The sequence below is a fragment of the Erwinia sp. BNK-24-b genome (genome assembly GCF_047456155.1).
GTDB lineage: Bacteria > Pseudomonadota > Gammaproteobacteria > Enterobacterales > Enterobacteriaceae > Erwinia > Erwinia phyllosphaerae.
On the sequence record NZ_CP179901.1, the window covers coordinates 3255544 to 3273565 of the forward strand.

The 18022-nt window shown below is 55.7% G+C and carries 18 protein-coding genes; 2 read left to right on the forward strand and 16 right to left on the reverse strand.

Features of this window, described 5'->3' with window-relative positions; translation table 11 throughout:
• Positions 1–7: 7 nt before the first annotated feature.
• The 5 genes from sucA to sdhC form a co-directional block, all read right to left on the reverse strand.
• A complete protein-coding gene (gene sucA / locus ACMGGR_RS14865) occupies positions 8–2815 on the reverse strand; it encodes a 2-oxoglutarate dehydrogenase E1 component (protein WP_246761523.1) in 2808 nt (935 codons plus the stop codon).
• Between the two features lie 150 nt (positions 2816–2965).
• Positions 2966–3682 carry a succinate dehydrogenase iron-sulfur subunit gene (locus tag ACMGGR_RS14870; protein WP_246761522.1) on the reverse strand — a complete coding sequence of 239 codons (717 nt, stop codon included), beginning with the start codon at positions 3680–3682 and terminating at the stop codon, positions 2966–2968.
• Between the two features lie 15 nt (positions 3683–3697).
• Complete coding sequence (gene sdhA, locus ACMGGR_RS14875) at positions 3698–5464, reverse strand: succinate dehydrogenase flavoprotein subunit (RefSeq protein ID WP_246761521.1); 1767 nt, start codon at positions 5462–5464, stop codon at positions 3698–3700.
• Between the two features lie 3 nt (positions 5465–5467).
• On the reverse strand, positions 5468–5815 hold the full coding sequence (gene sdhD, locus ACMGGR_RS14880) for a succinate dehydrogenase membrane anchor subunit (protein WP_246761520.1): 348 nt from the start codon (positions 5813–5815) through the stop codon (positions 5468–5470).
• Complete coding sequence (gene sdhC / locus ACMGGR_RS14885; RefSeq protein WP_246761519.1) at positions 5809–6198, reverse strand: succinate dehydrogenase cytochrome b556 subunit; 390 nt, start codon at positions 6196–6198, stop codon at positions 5809–5811. Before sdhC ends, sdhD begins: the two co-directional genes overlap by 7 nt.
• Before the next feature lie 612 nt (positions 6199–6810).
• On the opposite strand from sdhC, the gene ACMGGR_RS14890 reads away from it, so the two are divergent.
• Positions 6811–8091, forward strand: a complete 1281-nt coding sequence (locus ACMGGR_RS14890) for a citrate synthase (RefSeq protein ID WP_246761518.1) — start codon at positions 6811–6813, stop codon at positions 8089–8091.
• Between the two features lie 97 nt (positions 8092–8188).
• Here the strand turns inward: ACMGGR_RS14890 and ACMGGR_RS14895 are convergent, their stop codons facing one another.
• The 8 genes from ACMGGR_RS14895 to pxpB form a co-directional block, all read right to left on the reverse strand.
• A complete protein-coding gene (locus ACMGGR_RS14895) occupies positions 8189–8365 on the reverse strand; it encodes a hypothetical protein (RefSeq protein ID WP_414147225.1) in 177 nt (58 codons plus the stop codon).
• 228 nt (positions 8366–8593) lie between these two features.
• Entirely contained in the window at positions 8594–9385 is a 792-nt protein-coding gene (gene nei, locus ACMGGR_RS14900; RefSeq protein ID WP_414147226.1) for an endonuclease VIII, read from the reverse strand.
• A 20-nt stretch (positions 9386–9405) separates the two neighbouring features.
• Entirely contained in the window at positions 9406–10047 is a 642-nt protein-coding gene (pcp, locus tag ACMGGR_RS14905) for a pyroglutamyl-peptidase I (protein ID WP_414147227.1), read from the reverse strand.
• Between the two features lie 8 nt (positions 10048–10055).
• On the reverse strand, positions 10056–11045 hold the full coding sequence (locus tag ACMGGR_RS14910; RefSeq protein ID WP_414147228.1) for a DUF979 domain-containing protein: 990 nt from the start codon (positions 11043–11045) through the stop codon (positions 10056–10058).
• Entirely contained in the window at positions 11045–11773 is a 729-nt protein-coding gene (locus ACMGGR_RS14915) for a DUF969 domain-containing protein (RefSeq protein ID WP_246761513.1), read from the reverse strand. The genes ACMGGR_RS14910 and ACMGGR_RS14915 overlap by 1 nt, the downstream gene beginning before the upstream one ends.
• Positions 11774–11909: 136 nt before the next feature.
• Positions 11910–12647 carry a 5-oxoprolinase subunit PxpA gene (gene pxpA / locus ACMGGR_RS14920; RefSeq protein WP_414147229.1) on the reverse strand — a complete coding sequence of 246 codons (738 nt, stop codon included), beginning with the start codon at positions 12645–12647 and terminating at the stop codon, positions 11910–11912.
• Positions 12637–13569, reverse strand: a complete 933-nt coding sequence (gene pxpC, locus ACMGGR_RS14925; RefSeq protein WP_246761511.1) for a 5-oxoprolinase subunit PxpC — start codon at positions 13567–13569, stop codon at positions 12637–12639. Before pxpC ends, pxpA begins: the two co-directional genes overlap by 11 nt.
• Complete coding sequence (gene pxpB / locus ACMGGR_RS14930; protein WP_414147230.1) at positions 13563–14219, reverse strand: 5-oxoprolinase subunit PxpB; 657 nt, start codon at positions 14217–14219, stop codon at positions 13563–13565. Before pxpB ends, pxpC begins: the two co-directional genes overlap by 7 nt.
• A 182-nt stretch (positions 14220–14401) precedes the next feature.
• Here pxpB and ACMGGR_RS14935 point away from each other — a divergent pair, with 182 nt between their 5' ends.
• Entirely contained in the window at positions 14402–14608 is a 207-nt protein-coding gene (locus ACMGGR_RS14935; protein ID WP_414147231.1) for a hypothetical protein, read from the forward strand.
• Between the two features lie 43 nt (positions 14609–14651).
• Here the strand turns inward: ACMGGR_RS14935 and ACMGGR_RS14940 are convergent, their stop codons facing one another.
• The 3 genes from ACMGGR_RS14940 to ACMGGR_RS14950 all read right to left on the reverse strand — a co-directional run bounded on the left by ACMGGR_RS14940 (position 14652) and on the right by ACMGGR_RS14950 (position 17850).
• Entirely contained in the window at positions 14652–15395 is a 744-nt protein-coding gene (locus tag ACMGGR_RS14940; RefSeq protein ID WP_414147232.1) for a type 2 GTP cyclohydrolase I, read from the reverse strand.
• Positions 15396–15457: 62 nt separating this feature from the next.
• On the reverse strand, positions 15458–16876 hold the full coding sequence (gene phrB, locus ACMGGR_RS14945; RefSeq protein WP_414147233.1) for a deoxyribodipyrimidine photo-lyase: 1419 nt from the start codon (positions 16874–16876) through the stop codon (positions 15458–15460).
• A gap of 17 nt (positions 16877–16893) precedes the next feature.
• Positions 16894–17850 (reverse strand): YbgA family protein, encoded by a 957-nt coding sequence (locus ACMGGR_RS14950; RefSeq protein ID WP_246761506.1) that lies wholly within the window; start codon positions 17848–17850, stop codon positions 16894–16896.
• Between the last annotated feature and the right edge of the window lie 172 nt (positions 17851–18022).

The window sequence follows — 18022 nt, forward strand, 5'->3', positions numbered from 1 at the left end:
CCTTTAATTAATTAACGTTCAGCGCGTCATTTACCAGGTCTTGCTGCTGCTGCTGGTGAACGGACATATAGCCAACTGCCGGAGAAGCCGAAGCAGGACGACCGGCGTAACGTAACGATGCGCCGAAAGGCACCACTTCACGGAAATGATGCTGGCTGCAATACCAGGCACCCTGATTTAATGGCTCTTCCTGACACCAGACAAAGTCATGCACGTGCGCATACTGCTGGAGTTTTTCCTGCACCGCTTTGTGCGGGAAAGGATAAAGCTGTTCGATACGAACGATAGCCACGTCGGTCTGCTCGTTCTTGCGGCGTTTTTCCAGCAGGTCGTAATAGACTTTGCCGGAGCAGAGCACCACGCGCTTGACGCCTTTGGGATCGATGTCGTCGATTTCGCCAATCGCTGGCTGGAAGCCGCCGTTAGCCAGCTCTTCAAGCGAAGAGATCGCCAGCGGATGACGCAGCAGCGATTTCGGTGACATGACTACCAGCGGGCGACGCATTCCGCGCAGCGCCTGACGGCGCAGCATGTGGTAAACCTGCGCTGGCGTTGAAGGGACGCAAACCTGCATGTTCTGCTCGGCGCAGAGCTGGAGGTAACGTTCCAGACGCGCGGAGGAGTGCTCCGGCCCCTGGCCTTCATAGCCGTGCGGCAGCAGCATAACCAGACCGCACATACGGCCCCACTTCTGCTCGCCGGAGCTGATGAACTGGTCAATAACAACCTGCGCGCCGTTAGCAAAGTCGCCGAACTGCGCTTCCCAGATGGTCAGCGTGCGCGGTTCTGCCGTGGCGTAACCATATTCAAATGCCAGCACCGCTTCTTCAGACAGCACGGAATCCCAGACGCGGAAGGTGCCCTGTCCGTTATGGATATGCTGCAACGGCGTATAGGTTGAGCCGTTTGCCTGGTTATGGATAACCGCATGGCGATGGAAGAAAGTACCACGGCCCATATCTTCACCGGAAAGACGGCATGGAATGCCCTCGTCTACCAGCGTGGCGTAGGCCAGGTTTTCCGCTGCGCCCCAGTCAAACGGTTTTTCGCCCGCGGCCATAGCGGCACGGTCGTTGTAGATTTTGGCTACGCGCGACTGCATTTCAATCTCTTCAGGCACGTGGCAAACGCGCTTCGCCAGCTCCTGCAAACGCTTCAGATCCAGCGTTGACGGATAGCTTTCGTCCCATTCGTGATTGAGATACGGCGACCAGGTAAACGAATGCAGGCTCATCGGACGCCATTCCGGCACCACGCATTCACCGGCGTCCAGCGCATCGCGGTAAAGATTGACCATTTCGGTGGCATCTTCCAGGCTGGCGACCTTTTCCTGCTCCAGGCGGTCTGCGTAGAGCTTACGCGGAGTAGGATGCTTTTTGATTTTCTGGTACATCACCGGCTGCGTTGCGCTCGGCTCGTCGGCCTCGTTGTGGCCGTGGCGGCGATAGCAAACCAGATCGATAAAGACGTCACGCTGGAAGGTGTTACGGAAGTCCAGCGCCAGGCGCGTAACAAAGGCAACCGCTTCCGGATCGTCAGCGTTGACGTGGAAAATCGGTGCCAGCACCATTTTGCCGATATCGGTACAGTACTGGGTAGAACGCGCGTCGCGTGGGTTAGACGTGGTAAACCCAATCTGGTTGTTGATCACGATACGCACAGTCCCGCCGACTTCATAGCCGCGCGCCTGGGACATGTTCAGCGTTTCCTGAACCACACCCTGGCCGGTGACCGCTGCGTCGCCGTGAATAGTAATCGGCAGCACTTTGCTGCTGCGCGGCTCGTCCAGACGATCCAGTCGAGCGCGAACCGATCCCATGACGACCGGGCTAACAATCTCCAGGTGCGACGGGTTAAACGCCAGCGCCAGGTGCACCATGCCGCCTTCGGTTTCCACGTCGGAAGAGAAGCCCATATGGTACTTCACGTCACCGGTACCGAGATGCTCTTTGTGCTTGCCGGAAAACTCGTCAAACAGATCCTGCGGCTTTTTGCCCAGCACGTTGATCAGCACGTTCAGACGACCACGGTGCGCCATGCCCAGCACCACTTCGCGCGTGCCGCTTTTGCCCGCGTGGCGGATCATTTCGTTAAGCATCGGCACCAGCGCGTCGCCGCCTTCCAGCGAGAAGCGTTTTGCACCGGGGAATTTGGCACCCAGATAACGCTCCAGCCCTTCCGCAGCGGTCAGCTGTTTCAGGAAACCTTTTTTCTCATCGGTAGAGAAAGAGGCCTGGCCCGCCACCGATTCGATACGCTGCTGGATCCAGCGCTTCTCTTCGGTGTTGGTGATATGCATATATTCCGCGCCGATAGAGCCGCAATAGGTCTGCTGCAGCAGGCTGAACAGATCGGCGAGCTTCATCGTGTCTTTGCCAAAAGCAAAAGAGCCTACGTTGAAGGTTTCCTGGAAATCCGCTTCGGTAAGATCGTGGAAAGCAGGATCCAGATCCGGTACGGATTCCTGTTTCCACAGGCCCAGCGGATCGAGATTGGCCTGCTGGTGACCACGGAAACGGAAGGCGTTGATCAGCTGGAGAACCTTGACCTGCTTGGCGTTGGTATCGGGATCGCTGACGGAAGAAGTATAGCGAGAAGCATCTTTCGCCAGACGTTTGAAGTATTCGCGAGTGGTGGAGTGGAACTGCTCTGGCCTGACCCCGTGGCCCGGAAGCTGCTGAAACAGCTCTTTCCAGGCCGCATCGACAGAGTCAGGATCGGTCAGATAGTCCTCATAGAGTTGCTCTATATAGGTCTGATTCGCGCCGGCCAGCCAGGAGGAGTCCAGCCAGGGTTTCATCGCGCTGTTCTGCATTGTGATCCCTTAAAGCAATATGCTTTTTTTTGCCGTGATTATGTAACGGAACAGCTAAGCCCCGCGCCGCGTGAGCGGCTTGCCCTCGGTCACGCCTGCAGGCGTGGCCTGATAAAACAGCCGGGAGCCAGGCTCCCGGACGGTACGCGCTTATGCGCTTCGCGCCAGCAACATCGACTTGATGTGGCCGATGGCGCGCGTCGGGTTCAGCCCTTTTGGACAGACGCTGACGCAGTTCATGATGCTGTGGCAGCGGAAAACGCTGAAGGCATCACTGAGATCGTCCAGGCGCGGACCGGTTTCCGTATCGCGACTGTCGATCAGGAAACGGTAAGCGGCCAACAGCCCCGCCGGCCCGATAAACTTGTCCGGATTCCACCAGAACGACGGGCAGGAGGTGGAGCAGCATGCACAAAGGATACACTCATACAGGCCATCCAGCTTTTCACGCTGTTCCGGCTGCTGTAAATGCTCGCGTGCCGGTGGATTTTCTCCATTATTCAACAGGTAAGGCTTAATTTTCTCATATTGAGTGTAGAACTGTCCCATGTCTACTACCAAATCGCGGATAACCGGCAAACCGGGCAGCGGACGGATCACAATTTTACGTTTTCCCGCGCCCAGCGCGGAAACCGGCGTGATACAAGCCAGGCCGTTTTTACCGTTCATGTTGATGCCGTCGGAGCCGCAAACGCCTTCGCGACAGGAGCGGCGGAAGCCCAGTGTCGGATCTTTTTCTTTCAGACGTATTAAGGCGTCCAGCAGCATCATATCCCGCCCTTCTTCGGACTCCAGGCTGTAGTCCTGCATCCGGGGCGCGTCGTCTACGTCCGGGTTGTAACGATAAACTGAAAATTCGATTCTCATCTTACTCTCCGCAAACTAGTAGGTACGCGCTTTTGGCGGGAAGGCCGCACGCAGCTTCGGTGCCATGTTAACTTCACGGCGGGCCATGCTTTCGCTCTGCGGCAGATAGACGCTGTGGCACAGCCAGTTTGCATCATCACGATCTGGATAGTCGAAGCGGCTATGCGCGCCACGGCTTTCGGTACGGTAGTTAGCAGCAACGGCGGTGGCGTAAGCGGTTTCCATCAGGTTATCCAGTTCCAGACACTCGATGCGCTGAGTGTTGAAATCTGGCGAACGGTCATCCAGACGCGCGTTTTGCAGACGCTTACGCAGCACTTTCAGCTCTTCTAAACCTTTTGCCATCGCTTCGCCTTCGCGGAATACCGAGAAGTTATTCTGCATACAGGTTTGCAGCGCTTTACGCAGCTCGGCCGGGTCTTCACCAGACTGAGTATTGTTCCAGCGGTTCAGGCGCGCCAGTGAAGCGTCAATCTCGTCGTCCGTTGCGTCCAGCAGTTCGCCCTGCTCCTGAATGGACTGCTGTAAGTGCAGGCCAGCCGCGCGGCCAAACACCACCAGATCCAGCAGCGAGTTACCGCCCAGACGGTTAGAGCCGTGTACGGATACGCAGGCAATTTCGCCCACGGCGAACAGGCCCGGCACCACCACATCTTCGCCCTGCTCGTTCAGCGTCAGCGCCTGACCGGTTACTTTGGTCGGGATACCGCCCATCATGTAGTGACAGGTAGGGATAACAGGAATAGGTTCTTTGACCGGATCGACGTGGGCAAAGGTACGGGACAGCTCCAGAATGCCCGGCAGGCGCGCTTCCAGAACGTCTTTCCCCAGATGATCGAGCTTCAGCTTGATATGCGGGCCCCACGGGCCTTCACAGCCGCGGCCTTCACGGATCTCAATCATCATTGAACGGGCAACTACGTCACGACCCGCCAGGTCTTTCGCGTTTGGCGCGTAGCGTTCCATAAAGCGTTCGCCATGCTTGTTCAGCAGATAGCCGCCTTCGCCGCGACAACCTTCCGTCACCAGCACGCCCGCACCCGCGATACCGGTTGGGTGGAACTGCCACATCTCCATATCCTGCACCGGCACGCCAGCGCGCAGCGCCATGCCAACGCCGTCGCCGGTGTTGATATGCGCATTGGTAGTGGACTGATAAATTCGGCCCGCGCCGCCCGTAGCCAGCACGGTGGCTTTGGCTTTAAAGTAGACAACTTCGCCATCTTCAATATTCAGCGCGGTACAGCCGACCACCGCGCCATCGGCGTTTTTCACCAGATCCAGCGCGTACCATTCGGAAAAGATGGTGGTTTTGTTTTTCAGGTTCTGCTGATAAAGCGTATGCAGCAAGGCGTGACCGGTACGGTCAGCGGCTGCCGCAGTACGTGCAGCCTGCTCGCCGCCGAAATTTTTCGACTGGCCGCCGAACGGGCGCTGATAGATGCGACCGTCGTCCAGGCGGGAGAACGGCAGACCCATATGTTCCAGCTCCAGAATCGCTTCCGGGCCGGTTTTACACATATATTCAATGGCGTCCTGGTCACCGATATAGTCGGAGCCTTTCACCGTGTCATACATGTGCCATTCCCAGTTGTCGTCATGGGTGTTGCCCAGCGCGACGGTAATCCCGCCCTGCGCGGAAACAGTGTGGGAACGGGTCGGGAAAACTTTGGATAACAGGGCACAGGTCTGGCCCGATTGGGAAATCTGTAGCGCGGCACGCATGCCTGCACCACCAGCGCCGACAACAACGGCGTCAAATTCTCTGACTGGCAACTTCATTTTTTACACACCCCACACAACAACAGTTCCATAAATCGCATAGACAAACAGCGCTACCACAATCGCCATCTGCAACAGCAGACGCGTTGCCAGATGCTTGATGTAGTCTGTCAGCACCTGCCACATCCCTATCCAGCCATGCATCAGAATGGAGAACAGCGTCAGCAGCGTGAATACTTTGGTTACGGAGGAGGCAAAAAAAGCGCGCCAGATATCGTAGGTCAGCGTGTCCGTCATCACGAAGAAGCCGAGGATATAGACGATGTAGACCGTCATTACGATAGAAGTAGCGCGTACCAGCAGCCAGTCATGAACGCCATTGCGTCCCAGTGCAGAAGCGTTGCTTAACATACGAGGACTCCAGCCAGAATTGAAAGCACGACAGTGATACCAAAACAGATTTGCGCCGAACGCGTTCCCACTACCTGAGTTTCCGCCAGATAACCAAAATCCATCAGCATGTGACGAATGCCGCCGACGGTATGGTACGCCAGCGCGGTCAGAATGCCCCACATGATGAATTTAGCGAAGAAGCTCTGCATAACGGCGGATGCCTGCAGAAAGCCTTCCGGCGACGACAGCGACAGGCCCAGTAACCAGAGCAGTATGCCAACGGCAACGAACGTAATAACGCCGGATACGCGGTGGAGAATGGACGCGATTGCGGTAACGGGAAAACGGATCGTTGAGAGATCCAGATTGACAGGTCTTTGTTTTTTCACGGTTTTGCCCACAGAGCCTTTCTTATTTTGCTTCCTCCGGTCCTGAAGGTGACAGCTGAATACATAAGCATTGCAACTGTGAACCGGCACCAAAACAGCAACATCCAGTGTTAATTGTGGCGCTAAAACGCTGGGTGGCTCCTGGTGTCAGGGTATTCCGGAGACCTGGCCGCAGTATAAGTCGATCACAATCTCATTACAATTACCCTACAAACATCCAGGTGAAAATTAGGTGAAACAGTGATCTGACTCACGCTTTTTACATTTAATACAAATTTAATTATCTGATTTGACAAAACTTCAACATTTTTGTTACAAACTGGGCGCTAAAAGTTCTATGATGCACAAAAGTTATGGGGATACACTTTCCCCTAAGCACAAGTTATGTAACATTGGTGATATATACTTATTAAGTATCTGGTTTGTAAGCTACGACCATACCGAATCTTTAACAACTGCTAAACAAAACCTGTTTGTGCTCTTCCGGCCAGTACGCGCCGTCACTCTGTACCCTGCACATGATTAACTGCCACAGAGTTGATATTGCTTTTTAGCACGCGACGGTGGACATAACGGCGTTTCAGATGTCATAGATTCATCGACAAGGCGCTAAGGAGACTTAAAATGGCTGATAAAAAAGCAACGCTTAACCTGCCAGGCGAAGATGCTATTGAACTTAACGTGCTAAGCGGCACGCTGGGTCAGGAAGAGATCGACGTTCGCACTCTTGGCTCTAAAGGCTATTTCACTTTCGATCCGGGCTTTACCTCCACCGCTTCTTGTGAATCCAAAATTACCTATATCGACGGTGACGAAGGCATCCTGCTGCACCGTGGATTCCCTATCGATCAGCTGGCGCTGAATTCCAACTATCTGGAAGTGTGCTATATCCTGCTGAATGGCGAAGCGCCAACCAAAGAGCAGTTTGACGAATTCCGCACTATCGTTACCCGCCACACCATGATCCACGAGCAGATCCACCATCTGTTCCGCGGCTTCCGTCGCGATTCGCATCCTATGGCGGTCATGTGCGGCGTGACCGGTGCGCTGGCGGCGTTTTATCACGATGCGATGGACGTGAATATCGAACGTCACCGCGAGATTGCGGCTTTCCGCCTGCTGTCCAAAATGCCTACCGTTGCCGCGATGTGTTACAAATATTCGATCGGCCAGCCGTTCGTCTATCCACGCAACGACCTCTCCTATGCCGGTAACTTCCTGAACATGATGTTCTCCACGCCTTGTGAAGAGTATGTGGTTAACCCGGTGCTGGAACGCGCAATGGACCGTATCCTGATCCTGCACGCCGACCATGAGCAGAATGCTTCTACCTCTACCGTGCGTACCGCTGGCTCTTCCGGCGCAAACCCGTTTGCCTGTATCGCCGCAGGCATCGCTTCCCTGTGGGGACCGGCACACGGCGGCGCCAACGAAGCCTGCCTGCGTATGCTGGAAGAGATCAAAACGGTTGAGCACATTCCAGAATTTATCCGTCGCGCGAAAGACAAGAACGACTCCTTCCGTCTGATGGGCTTTGGTCACCGCGTGTATAAAAATTATGACCCGCGCGCCACGGTAATGCGTGAAACCTGCCACGAAGTGCTGGAAGAGCTGGGTATGAAGGACGACCTGCTGGAAGTGGCCATGGAGCTGGAGCATATCGCGCTGAACGATCCGTACTTTATTGAGCGTAAACTTTATCCAAACGTCGACTTCTATTCAGGTCTGATCCTGAAAGCGATGGGTATTCCTTCGTCTATGTTTACCGTTATCTTTGCGATGGCGCGTACCGTGGGCTGGATTGCGCACTGGAAAGAGATGCACGATGACGGCATTAAAATTGCCCGTCCGCGTCAGCTTTATACCGGTTACGACCAGCGCGAGTTTAAATCCGCTACGAAGTAATCTCATGCTGTAAGAGCAGAAGCGCCGCACTGCGGCGCTTTTTTTATTAATAACATTAAGCTTTTCAATAGCTGGGTATTATCATGAGGCAAAAAGATTAAGGACGAAGACCGCCGTCGTTGTTATCAATACAGCCGACAGGGTCGGGCAAACAGACGCAGCTTATTCCGTCTGCCGTAGCGGGCGTACACTCAGAAGCAGCAATGGCCAGAGACGTATTCAGAACACCAGCCAGCGTAGACATAATTAGAAAATATTTAATTTTGGAATTCATTATATTTACCTGTTAGAAATTATATATATGTGGGTAGTAGCCTGCTTAGCTTATGCCCTTCCTCCTTATTTTAAAATACCCGCCTGCTGTAAAAGCGATCCAACCGAAAATAAACTGCATGCCCTTATTAAAAGGGCAACATCAGAAAAAAAAAAATAAAAAACAAATCGTTAATACTTTAAATAAACAGCCCATTTTTTATCAACAATATTCTCAAAATACGAGATCTTAAAATTGACAACCTGGGCACCAGTAAAACGGCCGCGATGACAGTGACGTTTTTTCAATAAACCCACCGCAGCGCTCGCACTTTTTCCCCGCGCGATGAAAAACCTTAAAGCTGAACAGCGCGCCGTGATGTTTGTTCTCTTTGGCTACGCCGCGCGTTTTATAAGACAGGCGCGGGATTGCCAGCAGCGCCTCCGCTAGCGTATCCAGCTGTTCTGCGTTCAGATCCTGTGCTTTACGCTGCGGCGCGAGACCGGCCTGCCAGAGAATTTCCACGCGTAAATAGTTGCCCAGCCCGGCCAGAAAAGCCTGATCCAGCAGCAGGCCGCTAAACTGGCGTCGCCGGAAGCGCGTTGAAAGCAGGCGTTCTTTCACCTCTGCCACCGTTAACGTCATATCCAGCACGTCCGGCCCAACGCGCAGCAGAAAAGGATGTGCTGCCAGCGTGTCTTCATTGAGTAGTTCGATATCGGAAGCACTGTACAGCAGCAGCGTTTTGTCTTCCGCCGCCAGCTTAACGCGCAGCACGCGATTGCTTTGCGGCTCGGTGCCGCTCTTGACGACGCGCCAGACGCCGTACAGCTGGTTATGGCTATACAAAATCAAACCGTTAGAGAAGTGGGTCAGAATTGCCTTGCCACGCGTTTCTATGGCCTCAACGCGTTCGCCGGTCAGCGAAGATTCGTAGGTTTTTAACTGGGGGAAAGCAAACCAGACCTCGGTCAGCGTTTTGCCTTTAATCGCCTGTTCCAGTTTGTCCGCAGCGCGGCGGATTTCAGGGCCTTCCGGCATGGTGCCTCCTTGTTAGTCGATTAATGGGTAGCGCCTCCCGTCAGTTTTATATCCTGCTCAACGGTTAGCGTGATGGTAAGCGCCATCTCCAGCGCCAGCACCACCGTCTGTAACGGCATGCTGGCCGCACCCGGATGCCTGACCGCCTGCTGCGGTAGATACGGAACGTGGATAAAGCCGCCGCGACCGCCCTGCTTTACCTGCCGGTGCAGCAACCCGTACAGCACGTGATTACAAACAAAGGTGCCAGCCGTTTGCGAGACCGAGGCGGGAATATCGGCTTCGCGAATGCCTTCCACAATGGCCTTGATCGGCAGCGTGGTGAAATACGCGGCCGGGCCATCCTCTACAATGCGTTCGTCCACGGGCTGCTGGCCTGCATTATCGGCAATGCGCGCGTCGTCAATGTTGATGGCTACCCGCTCAACCGTGATATCAGGTCGGCCGTTGGCCTGCCCCACCACGATAACCAGCTCCGGCTCCAGCTCGTCCATGGCTTTATGCAGCTCCGTCAGCGATTCGCCAAACACGCAGGGAAGCTGCTTTGCCACTACCCGTGCGCCGCAGATTAAGCGCTCATGCAGCTGGCTAACGGCTTCCCAGGAAGCATTAACCGGTTCACCTTCAAACGGCTCAAACGCGGCGATCAGTACGTTTTTCATCAGTAACCTCAGCGGAACATCAGGAACCAGAGAAGGAAAATATTCACTATTAACAATAGCACGCCGGTTGGTACCTGAGCTTTGATCACCGCATTGCGGTCAGGAAGCTCCAGCAGCGCGGCGGGAACGATATTGAAATTGGCGGCCATTGGCGTCATCAGCGAGCCGCAGTAGCCGGAAAACATGCCGATGGCCGCCATTACCGCCGGATCGCCGTGATGCTGCACGACCAGAATGGGAATACCGATACCGGCGGTGACGATCGGGAAGGCCGCAAAAGCGTTACCCATTACCATCGTCAACAGCGCCATACCAATGGCATAAGTCGCCACCGCAACAAAACGATTATCAACGGCAAGCCAGGTTTCCGTCAGGTGAGATATAGCCGTACCCATGCCGGCGGCGGTAAACAGCAGGCCAAGCGTGGCAAGGATCTGCGGCAGAATAAACGCCCAGCCGATAGCATCCAGCAGGCGACGCGCCTCCTGAACTGACTGCGCGGGTGCCTCACGCGTCATTTTTAGCGCAATCAGCCAGCCTGCCAGACAGCCCACCATCATCGAAAACAGCGTGACCAGCGTGGCGTTATTGCCCGCGCCAAAGACCGCCGTACGTAAACCGGGCAGATTGTTAAACAGCAGTACGCCAATCACCGTAACCACGGGAATGGCCAGCGCGGGCAGAAACAGGCGGTTACCGAGACGCTTAGCGCTCGCTTCTCTTTCCTGCGGCGTACGCTGATGGTAAGAACCCAGCTTCACGCCGCCCAGACCGGCAATCAGTGCCATAACCACCACCACCAGACCAACGGCGATATGCAGCGTTCGCGCACCAAGCCATGCTGCGGCCCCATCGCCGATAAAAAAGACCAGGCCATACAGCGCCCAGAACAAGCCGGTAGTTAAACGGCGTGGATTTTTCTCGTCCCGCCATGACATCACGGCCACGACCAGCAGAATCAATCCCGCCAGCCAGTAAAGATAATGCAGCTGAAACATCAGCGCCCTCCTTTGCTTTGCAACGCCTGCGCGTTCAGAGCCGACAGTTCAGCAGCCAGCTTTTTATCCAGACGACGCAGGCGGAAAGCGTGGATCAGGAAAGCGCAAATGGCCGTTGGAATGCCCCAGACAGCAATCTTTAGCGGATCGGTTTCAATACCGGCCGACTCCTGCATAAAGTTATGCATAAAGATAATGGCACCGAAGGCGACGAAAATATCTTCGCCAAAAAACAGCCCGACGTTATCGGTTGCCGCCGCCATTGCGCGCAGACGATGGCGAACGTCAGGCGGCAGTTCGCCGTAGCGATTCTCCGTCGCGCCTTCTGCCATCGGGGCCAGCAGCGGCCGCACCATCTGCGGATGGCCGCCAAGGCTGGTCAGCCCCATTGCCGCGGTGAGTTCGCGCACCAGCAAATAAACCATCAGCAGTCTTCCCGCCGTGGCGCTTTTGATTTGGGCAATCCAGGCCTGCGCCCGCTCTTTTAACCCGTGACGCTCCAGCAGGCCAATAACCACCAGCGGCAGCAGCAGAATTAACGGCAGGTTACGGGTATTTAAAAATCCGCTGCCCAGCTTTTCCAGAATATCGGCGACCGGCATCTTCGCCGCCAGACCGGTGATCAGTCCGGCTACCAATACCACCAGCACGGGGTTAAAACGTAACAGAAAACCCAGCACGATGGCGGCAATACCCACCAGCGGCCAGAGATTGACGGCGTTCTCCATTTATCCTCCTGATAATAAATGAGTCTTTGTAACCTGCAGCGCAGTAAGGGAGAGAAAATAAAATGGCCGTCGCGAAAACGGCCAGTAAAAAAGGATGCAAAGGCAATGCCAGATAGCGATTTGAGAGAGGGCCGGGTTAACGGCCGCTGACGGTGATAGCATGACGAGCGAAAGCGGCGCGCAGCTGGCGCGCAAAGACGAGCGCGTGCGCACCGTCGCCGTGCAGGCACACGGTCTCGGCTTTTACGTCCACCCACTCACCGGTGATAGCGCGAACCTTGCCCAGCTGCACCATGTCCAGCGTCTGGCTAATCGCCTGCTCGTCGCTTTCTATCAGCGCGCCCGGTTGCGAGCGCGGCACCAGCGAACCGTCGGCCTGATAGCCGCGATCGGCAAAAACTTCTTCCCTGGTCATCAGCCCTGCTTTTCTGGCGGCCTTAATAGATTCGCTTCCTGCCAGGCCAACCAACACCAGTTGCGGATCCGCTGCTTTTACCGCGTGAGCAATCGCCTCTGCCAGCGCTGGCTCTTGCGCGGCCTGGTTATAAAGCATGCCGTGTGGCTTGACGTGGGTTACGCTGCCGCCTTCGCTTTGCGCAATAGCCTGAAGCGCGCCAATCTGCTCCAGCGTTTGCGCATAAACCGTCTCTGGCGGAAGAGTAAAGCGCGTGCGGCCAAAGTTTTCCCGATCCGGAAATGACGGATGCGCGCCAATCTGAACGTCATATTCCAGCGCCCAGCGCACGGACTGTCGCATGGTGTCCGCATCTCCGGCATGAAAACCGCAGGCGATATTGGCCGATGAGACCAGCTGTAGCAGTTCGCAATCGTTGTCACAGCCCTCGCCCAGGTCGGCGTTTAAATCAATCTTCATTGGCTAATCCCCAGGCCATTTGCTCCAGCGAGCGCTGGCGTTCGCGCTTCGCCTGTAATGCCTCTTCTAACGTGCAGTGAATAAAATGGATGGGCTCGCCCAGGCGGATTTGCGCCAGATGATAAAGATCCGCCTCAATAACGCAGGCAATACGCGGATAGCCGCCGGTGGTTTGCGCATCCGCCATCAGGACAATCGGCTGGCCGTTTGGCGGCACCTGAATGACGCCGGGCAGCAGGCCGTGCGATAGCATTTCGCGCTCTGCCTGACGAGCCAGCACGCGGCCCTCCAGGCGATAGCCCATGCGGTTACTCTGCGGGCTGAGCCGCCAGCTGGTGCGCCAGAACAGGTCCCGGCTCTCACGGCTGAACTCATGGTATTCAGGCCCGATCATTGCCCGAACGCGGTTATCAAACAGCAGTTGGCGAACGCCCGCCGGTTTGCGGAAAACGCGGCCAGGCTCGCCCAGCGGCAGGCTGTCGCCATCTTCAATCTGGCGTCCGGCAAAACCGCCAAAGCCGGTTTTGATATCCGTACTGCACGATCCTAAAACCGGCACGGCGGCAAAGCTGCCGTCCAGCGCTAAATAGCTGCGCATTCCCCGCAACGGCATTTTGAGCGTCAGCCGCGAGCCTTTACGTACGGCGGTGCGCCAGCCGGTCCAGACAGGCTTGCCGTCCAGCTCTGCGCGGCAGCCTGCACCAGTCAACGCTATCCAGCCGTCACGGGTAAATTCCGCACAGAACTGCCCCAGCGTGATTTCCAGCACCGGGCTGTTTTTATCATTGCCGACCAGCAGGTTAGCCGTTGCCATCGCCGGGTAATCCAGCACGCCGCCGCTGCCGATACCGTACTGACGCCAGCCGGTGCGGCCCGCATCCTGTAGCGTGGTACTCATCCCGGCGCGAATGATTTTCAGCATACGCCCTCCTTTTGCGGCACAAAGCGGACGTTATCACCCGGCCGCAGAAAGGTTGGCGGCTGTTGTTCGGGCGTAAACAGTGCAACGGAAGTCTGGCCGATAAGCTGCCAGCCGCCGGGCGCGGCAAGCGGATAAATGCCCGTCTGGCTACCGCCGATGCCAACCGAACCGGCAGGCACCTGGATGCGGGGTTCGGCGCGGCGCGGCGTGTAAAGCCGCTCGTCCAGTCCGGCCAGATAGGGAAAGCCTGGCTGGAAACCAATGAAGAAAACCACATAGCGGCCTGCCGCATGCGCCTCCACTACCTGCTTTGCCGTCAGCTTACTGTGGCGCGCCACAACCTCCAGATCTGGCCCTGCCGCGCCGCCATAAATCACCGGAATAGTAATTTCACGCGTTTCCAGCACCAGCGCTTCGCTTTTTTCCCACCAGCTTTGCAGCCATTCGATGGCGTCCAGCGCATGCTGCTCCGGGTTGCTCAGGATCACCGTAATGTTGTTCATGCCGGGAATGACCTCCGTCACCTCTGCACGATCGGCCAGCCGCTGCGACAGGCCCCAGATACGCTGCTGGCTCTCAAGAGTGACGGGGGGTTCCAGCTCAAGCACTACCGCGCGTTCGCCTAAAAGGTAACAACGTGCTCGTTGCAAAACGCTCCTCCGGGCCCGTTGGCAAGGCCACTGTTTTCCAGAAAGAAGAAACAGTTATGCGGAAATGTTATAGCGGTGTCAATGCTGACGTAACAGAAGGTTGCGCCAGGTTAAACGACGAAAAAGCGCGGCAGGCGCTGCACAGCAGCTACGCTTAATACTTCTGTCTTACGGAGGTATTGATGGCTACGACATATAAAATTACTTACGAACACGGAGTGGAAGGTCAAACCCGATCTGACGAAGTCCTGCTGGAAAGCGACGGCGAACCTACTCAGGAAGAGGTGCACGAGGCGATATTGCAGGACACGGCACGACAGCATGCCCCCGGAGCGGGTGTGGATGGCGTAGCAGGATTTTCTGTGATTTCCGTTGCGCCCAGTCCCTGACGCAGGCATCTCTTTGGGCGGCGCAGTAACCGCCCGTTAGTCTTCAGGCTGGATTATCGATATCGATAAAGGTGACGTCCAGGCCGTGATGTTGCGCCAGCCACTCGCCTAAGGCTTTAATGCCGCCGCGTTCGGTAGCGTGATGGCCTGCGGCAAAAAAGTGTATGCCCTGCTCGCGCGCGCTGTGGATGGTCTGCTCGGAAACTTCCCCGGAGATAAAAGCATCTACGCCAGCTGCCGCTGCCGCGTCGATAAAGCCCTGCCCGCCGCCGGAACACCAGGCCACGCGACGAATCTGCGCGGGCGCGTTGTCGCCACAGTGCAGCGGTTCGCGTTGCAGAACGGTAGCGATACGTTCTTTTAGCTGTTCACCCGTTAAAGGCTCGGCCAGCTCGCCCCAGGGAACCAGCGGCATCACTTCGCCTTTCACCTCAATACCAAACATTTTTGCCAGCTGGGCGTTATTGCCCAGTTCGGGATGCGCGTCCAGCGGCAGATGCCAGCCATACAGGTTGATATCGTTCGCCAGCAGCGTTTTTAGCCGATTGCGCTTCATCCCTTTAATCACCTGGGCTTCGCTTTTCCAGAAGTAGCCGTGGTGCACCAGTACCGCATCCGCCTGCAGGCGTACCGCTTCATCCAGTAACGCCTGACAGGCCGTCACGCCGGTAACGATTTTTTGAATCTCCGCCCGGCCTTCAACCTGAAGACCGTTCGGGGCATAGTCGCTGAAGCCTGCGCTGTTAAGCTGCTGATTAACGATTTTTTCGAGTTCACTGTTTTGCATAGCGCATCCTGATCTTTTCACGTTCTGAATGCGGCAACTTTAGCAGACGGTGCCGGGCACGGCTATTTCCTTGCCGCCTCGTAAGCAGCCAGCGCGCGCTTGCGGGCCTCTTTATGGTCGACAATCTGTGGCGGGTAGTCGAGCCGTACGCCGTTTTTCTTCGCCCACTCCTGCGGCTGATGGATATGCTGAACGGGAACATCTTTCAGTTCCGGCAGCCAGCGATAAATAAATTCGCCCTGCTTATCGAAACGCTCGCCCTGGGTGGTCGGATTAAAGATGCGGAAATAAGGCGCGGCATCGTTCCCGCTAGAAGCGGCCCACTGCCAGCCACCGTTATTGGCCGCCAGATCGCCATCGATCAGCTGCGACATAAAGTAGCGTTCGCCGATCCGCCAGTCGATCAGCAGATCCTTAATCAAAAAGCTGGCGGTAATCATACGTAGGCGGTTATGCATCCAGCCCAGCGTATTAAGCTGACGCATGGCGGCATCGACGATGGGATAACCGGTTTTTCCCTGCTGCCAGGCCGTCAGCTGCTCTTCGTCACTTTGCCACCGCACGTTTTTGGTCCAGCCGATAAAAGGCTGATGCTTACAAAGCGCAGGCCAGGCAACCAGCAGATGGCGATAGAATTCGCGCCAGATAAGTTCGTTAAGCCAGGTAAAGGTTTTTTCGTTTTCCAGCGCATCGGGATGTTCGCGCAGCAGCCGATGCAGGCACTGGCGGGGAGAAAGCACGCCGGTAACCAGGTAAACCGAAAGGCGGCTGGTGCCGTCGATGGCTGGCGTATCGCGCTTTGCCGCATAATCTACCACCGGCTGTTGGCAGAATTCGCGCAGTCGCTGAATGGCCGTTTTTTCACCTGCGGGAAAAAGCTCTTCGTCGAATTCCTCTTGCGGATAGTCAAAGGGCTTTAGCGCAGGCTTCTCCTGTAAGGGAGCCCGATTGCGGGGTTTCGGTGCGGGTGCGCATTCCGGCATGCCTTCACGTAGCCTCCGTACAAAAGCTTTACTGAAGGGCGTAAAGACCTTGAACATTTCGCGGTTGCCCGTCAGTACGCTACCGGGCGGCAATAGTCCGTCGTCAAACCCTTGCGAGACAACATCCAGGTCGTAAAGCTCGCGCTCCGCTTTGGCATCGCGCTGCCTTTCGTTAACTTCGTGCTGATAGTTGTAAAACAGCCTGTCGACCTTGTGCTGCTGGCAAAAATCTTTCAGCGCTTCGACGGCGGCAGAAAAGTCATCACATTGCAGATAGTGTAGCGGAATGCCTTTATCCGCCAGCAACTGCTGTACATCCTGAACGCTTTGATAAATAAACGCGGCCTGCTTTGCCGACATGTCATGCGCGCGCCACTGCTCTGGCGTGGCGATATAAAGCGACAGCACGGTAGCATTTTCGTCACGACAGGCTGCATGAAGCGCGTAGTTATCGTGGATGCGCAGATCGTTGCGCATCCAGACAAGGTGGGTAGCCATAAAGCTCCGTGTAAAAATTAATGGCCGTAACGCAGGCGAAGTGCTTCCGGATAGGGTTCAAAATAGCGCTGCTGCGCCAGATAAGGATCGGGGTATTCCGACATGTAGTGCTTTAATAGCGTCATCGGAGCCAGCAACGGCTGTAACCCCTGCCGGTAGTGATCGATCAGCGAGCTCAGTTCCTGGCGCTGTTTCGCATTTAGCTGCGGCCGGAAGTAGCCCTGAACGTGCATCATCACGTTGGTATGGTTGCCGCGCGTCGCCTTGTGTTTCAACAGATCCATCAGGCGCTGACGATACTCAAAGGCAAACGCTTCCAGTGAAGACCAGCTTTCCACAGCGGCGACAAAGCGCCCCATTTCACGATATTCCGGCTGCGAGTGGGCTAACAATGAAAGCTTATAGCGGCTGTGAAAAGCAATCAGCTTGCCGCGAGTCAGGCCGCTGCGCCACATCTGATTAAATTCATGCAGCGTGTAGATGCGTTCAACAAAGTTTTCGCGCAGCACAGGATCGTGCAGCCTGCCGTCTTCTTCCACCGGCAACCACGGCATTTGCTTCATCAGCTCGCGCGTAAAGATACCGATGCCTTCTTTACGGTTGTTGTTATTTTCCGGCTGATATACGCGCACCCGCTCCATACCGCAGCTGGGCGATTTGGCGCAGACGATATAGCCGCAAAGGTGATGCAGGTTAGCGATCTTCTTCTCGGAAAAGCTCTGCATCTCATTGGTCAGCGGCTCGCCCTTGCCATTGCTAAAGCAAAGTTCAACGGCACCGTCAGATTGCTCGGTGAGACGCAGCGCCGGGCGCGGCGTTGGCAGACCAATGGCCATTTCCGGACAAACGGGTTCATAGCGCATAAAAGGAGCCAGATCTTCAGCGGCAAAAGCGCAGCGCTTGTGGCCGCCATCAAAACGGACGCTGTCGCCAAGCAGGCAGGCGCTGATGCCTACCGGAATTTTATCACTCATCTCTTTCTCCCCTTCGCTACGGACACCCTTAAGTGTAGCCATTAAAACTATACAAAACAAAATATCTTGTACAGGTTTAAAGTACAGGCTGTGGACACTGTTGCTGAAGGGAAAAGCCCTGGCCAGAGCAACGGCCCGTTTTGGCGCATGAGCGCGCCAAACGAGCCCCCGA

Excerpts from the sequence above, each read along its gene's own strand:
- pcp (WP_414147227.1), bottom strand. The coding sequence starts at position 10,047 with ATGAAAAACGTACTGATCGCCGCGTTTGAGCCGTTTGAAGGTGAACCG.
- phrB (WP_414147233.1), bottom strand. The coding sequence starts at position 16,876 with ATGGCTACCCACCTTGTCTGGATGCGCAACGATCTGCGCATCCACGAT.
- sdhA (WP_246761521.1), bottom strand. The coding sequence starts at position 5,464 with ATGAAGTTGCCAGTCAGAGAATTTGACGCCGTTGTTGTCGGCGCTGGT.
- nei (WP_414147226.1), bottom strand. The coding sequence starts at position 9,385 with ATGCCGGAAGGCCCTGAAATCCGCCGCGCTGCGGACAAACTGGAACAG.
- ACMGGR_RS14915 (WP_246761513.1), bottom strand. The coding sequence starts at position 11,773 with ATGGAGAACGCCGTCAATCTCTGGCCGCTGGTGGGTATTGCCGCCATC.
- ACMGGR_RS14935 (WP_414147231.1), top strand. The coding sequence starts at position 14,402 with ATGGCTACGACATATAAAATTACTTACGAACACGGAGTGGAAGGTCAA.
- ACMGGR_RS14890 (WP_246761518.1), top strand. The coding sequence starts at position 6,811 with ATGGCTGATAAAAAAGCAACGCTTAACCTGCCAGGCGAAGATGCTATT.
- pxpA (WP_414147229.1), bottom strand. The coding sequence starts at position 12,647 with ATGAAGATTGATTTAAACGCCGACCTGGGCGAGGGCTGTGACAACGAT.
- ACMGGR_RS14940 (WP_414147232.1), bottom strand. The coding sequence starts at position 15,395 with ATGCAAAACAGTGAACTCGAAAAAATCGTTAATCAGCAGCTTAACAGC.
- ACMGGR_RS14870 (WP_246761522.1), bottom strand. The coding sequence starts at position 3,682 with ATGAGAATCGAATTTTCAGTTTATCGTTACAACCCGGACGTAGACGAC.
- pxpC (WP_246761511.1), bottom strand. The coding sequence starts at position 13,569 with ATGCTGAAAATCATTCGCGCCGGGATGAGTACCACGCTACAGGATGCG.
- ACMGGR_RS14950 (WP_246761506.1), bottom strand. The coding sequence starts at position 17,850 with ATGAGTGATAAAATTCCGGTAGGCATCAGCGCCTGCCTGCTTGGCGAC.
- sdhD (WP_246761520.1), bottom strand. The coding sequence starts at position 5,815 with ATGTTAAGCAACGCTTCTGCACTGGGACGCAATGGCGTTCATGACTGG.
- ACMGGR_RS14910 (WP_414147228.1), bottom strand. The coding sequence starts at position 11,045 with ATGTTTCAGCTGCATTATCTTTACTGGCTGGCGGGATTGATTCTGCTG.
- ACMGGR_RS14895 (WP_414147225.1), bottom strand. The coding sequence starts at position 8,365 with ATGAATTCCAAAATTAAATATTTTCTAATTATGTCTACGCTGGCTGGT.
- sucA (WP_246761523.1), bottom strand. The coding sequence starts at position 2,815 with ATGCAGAACAGCGCGATGAAACCCTGGCTGGACTCCTCCTGGCTGGCC.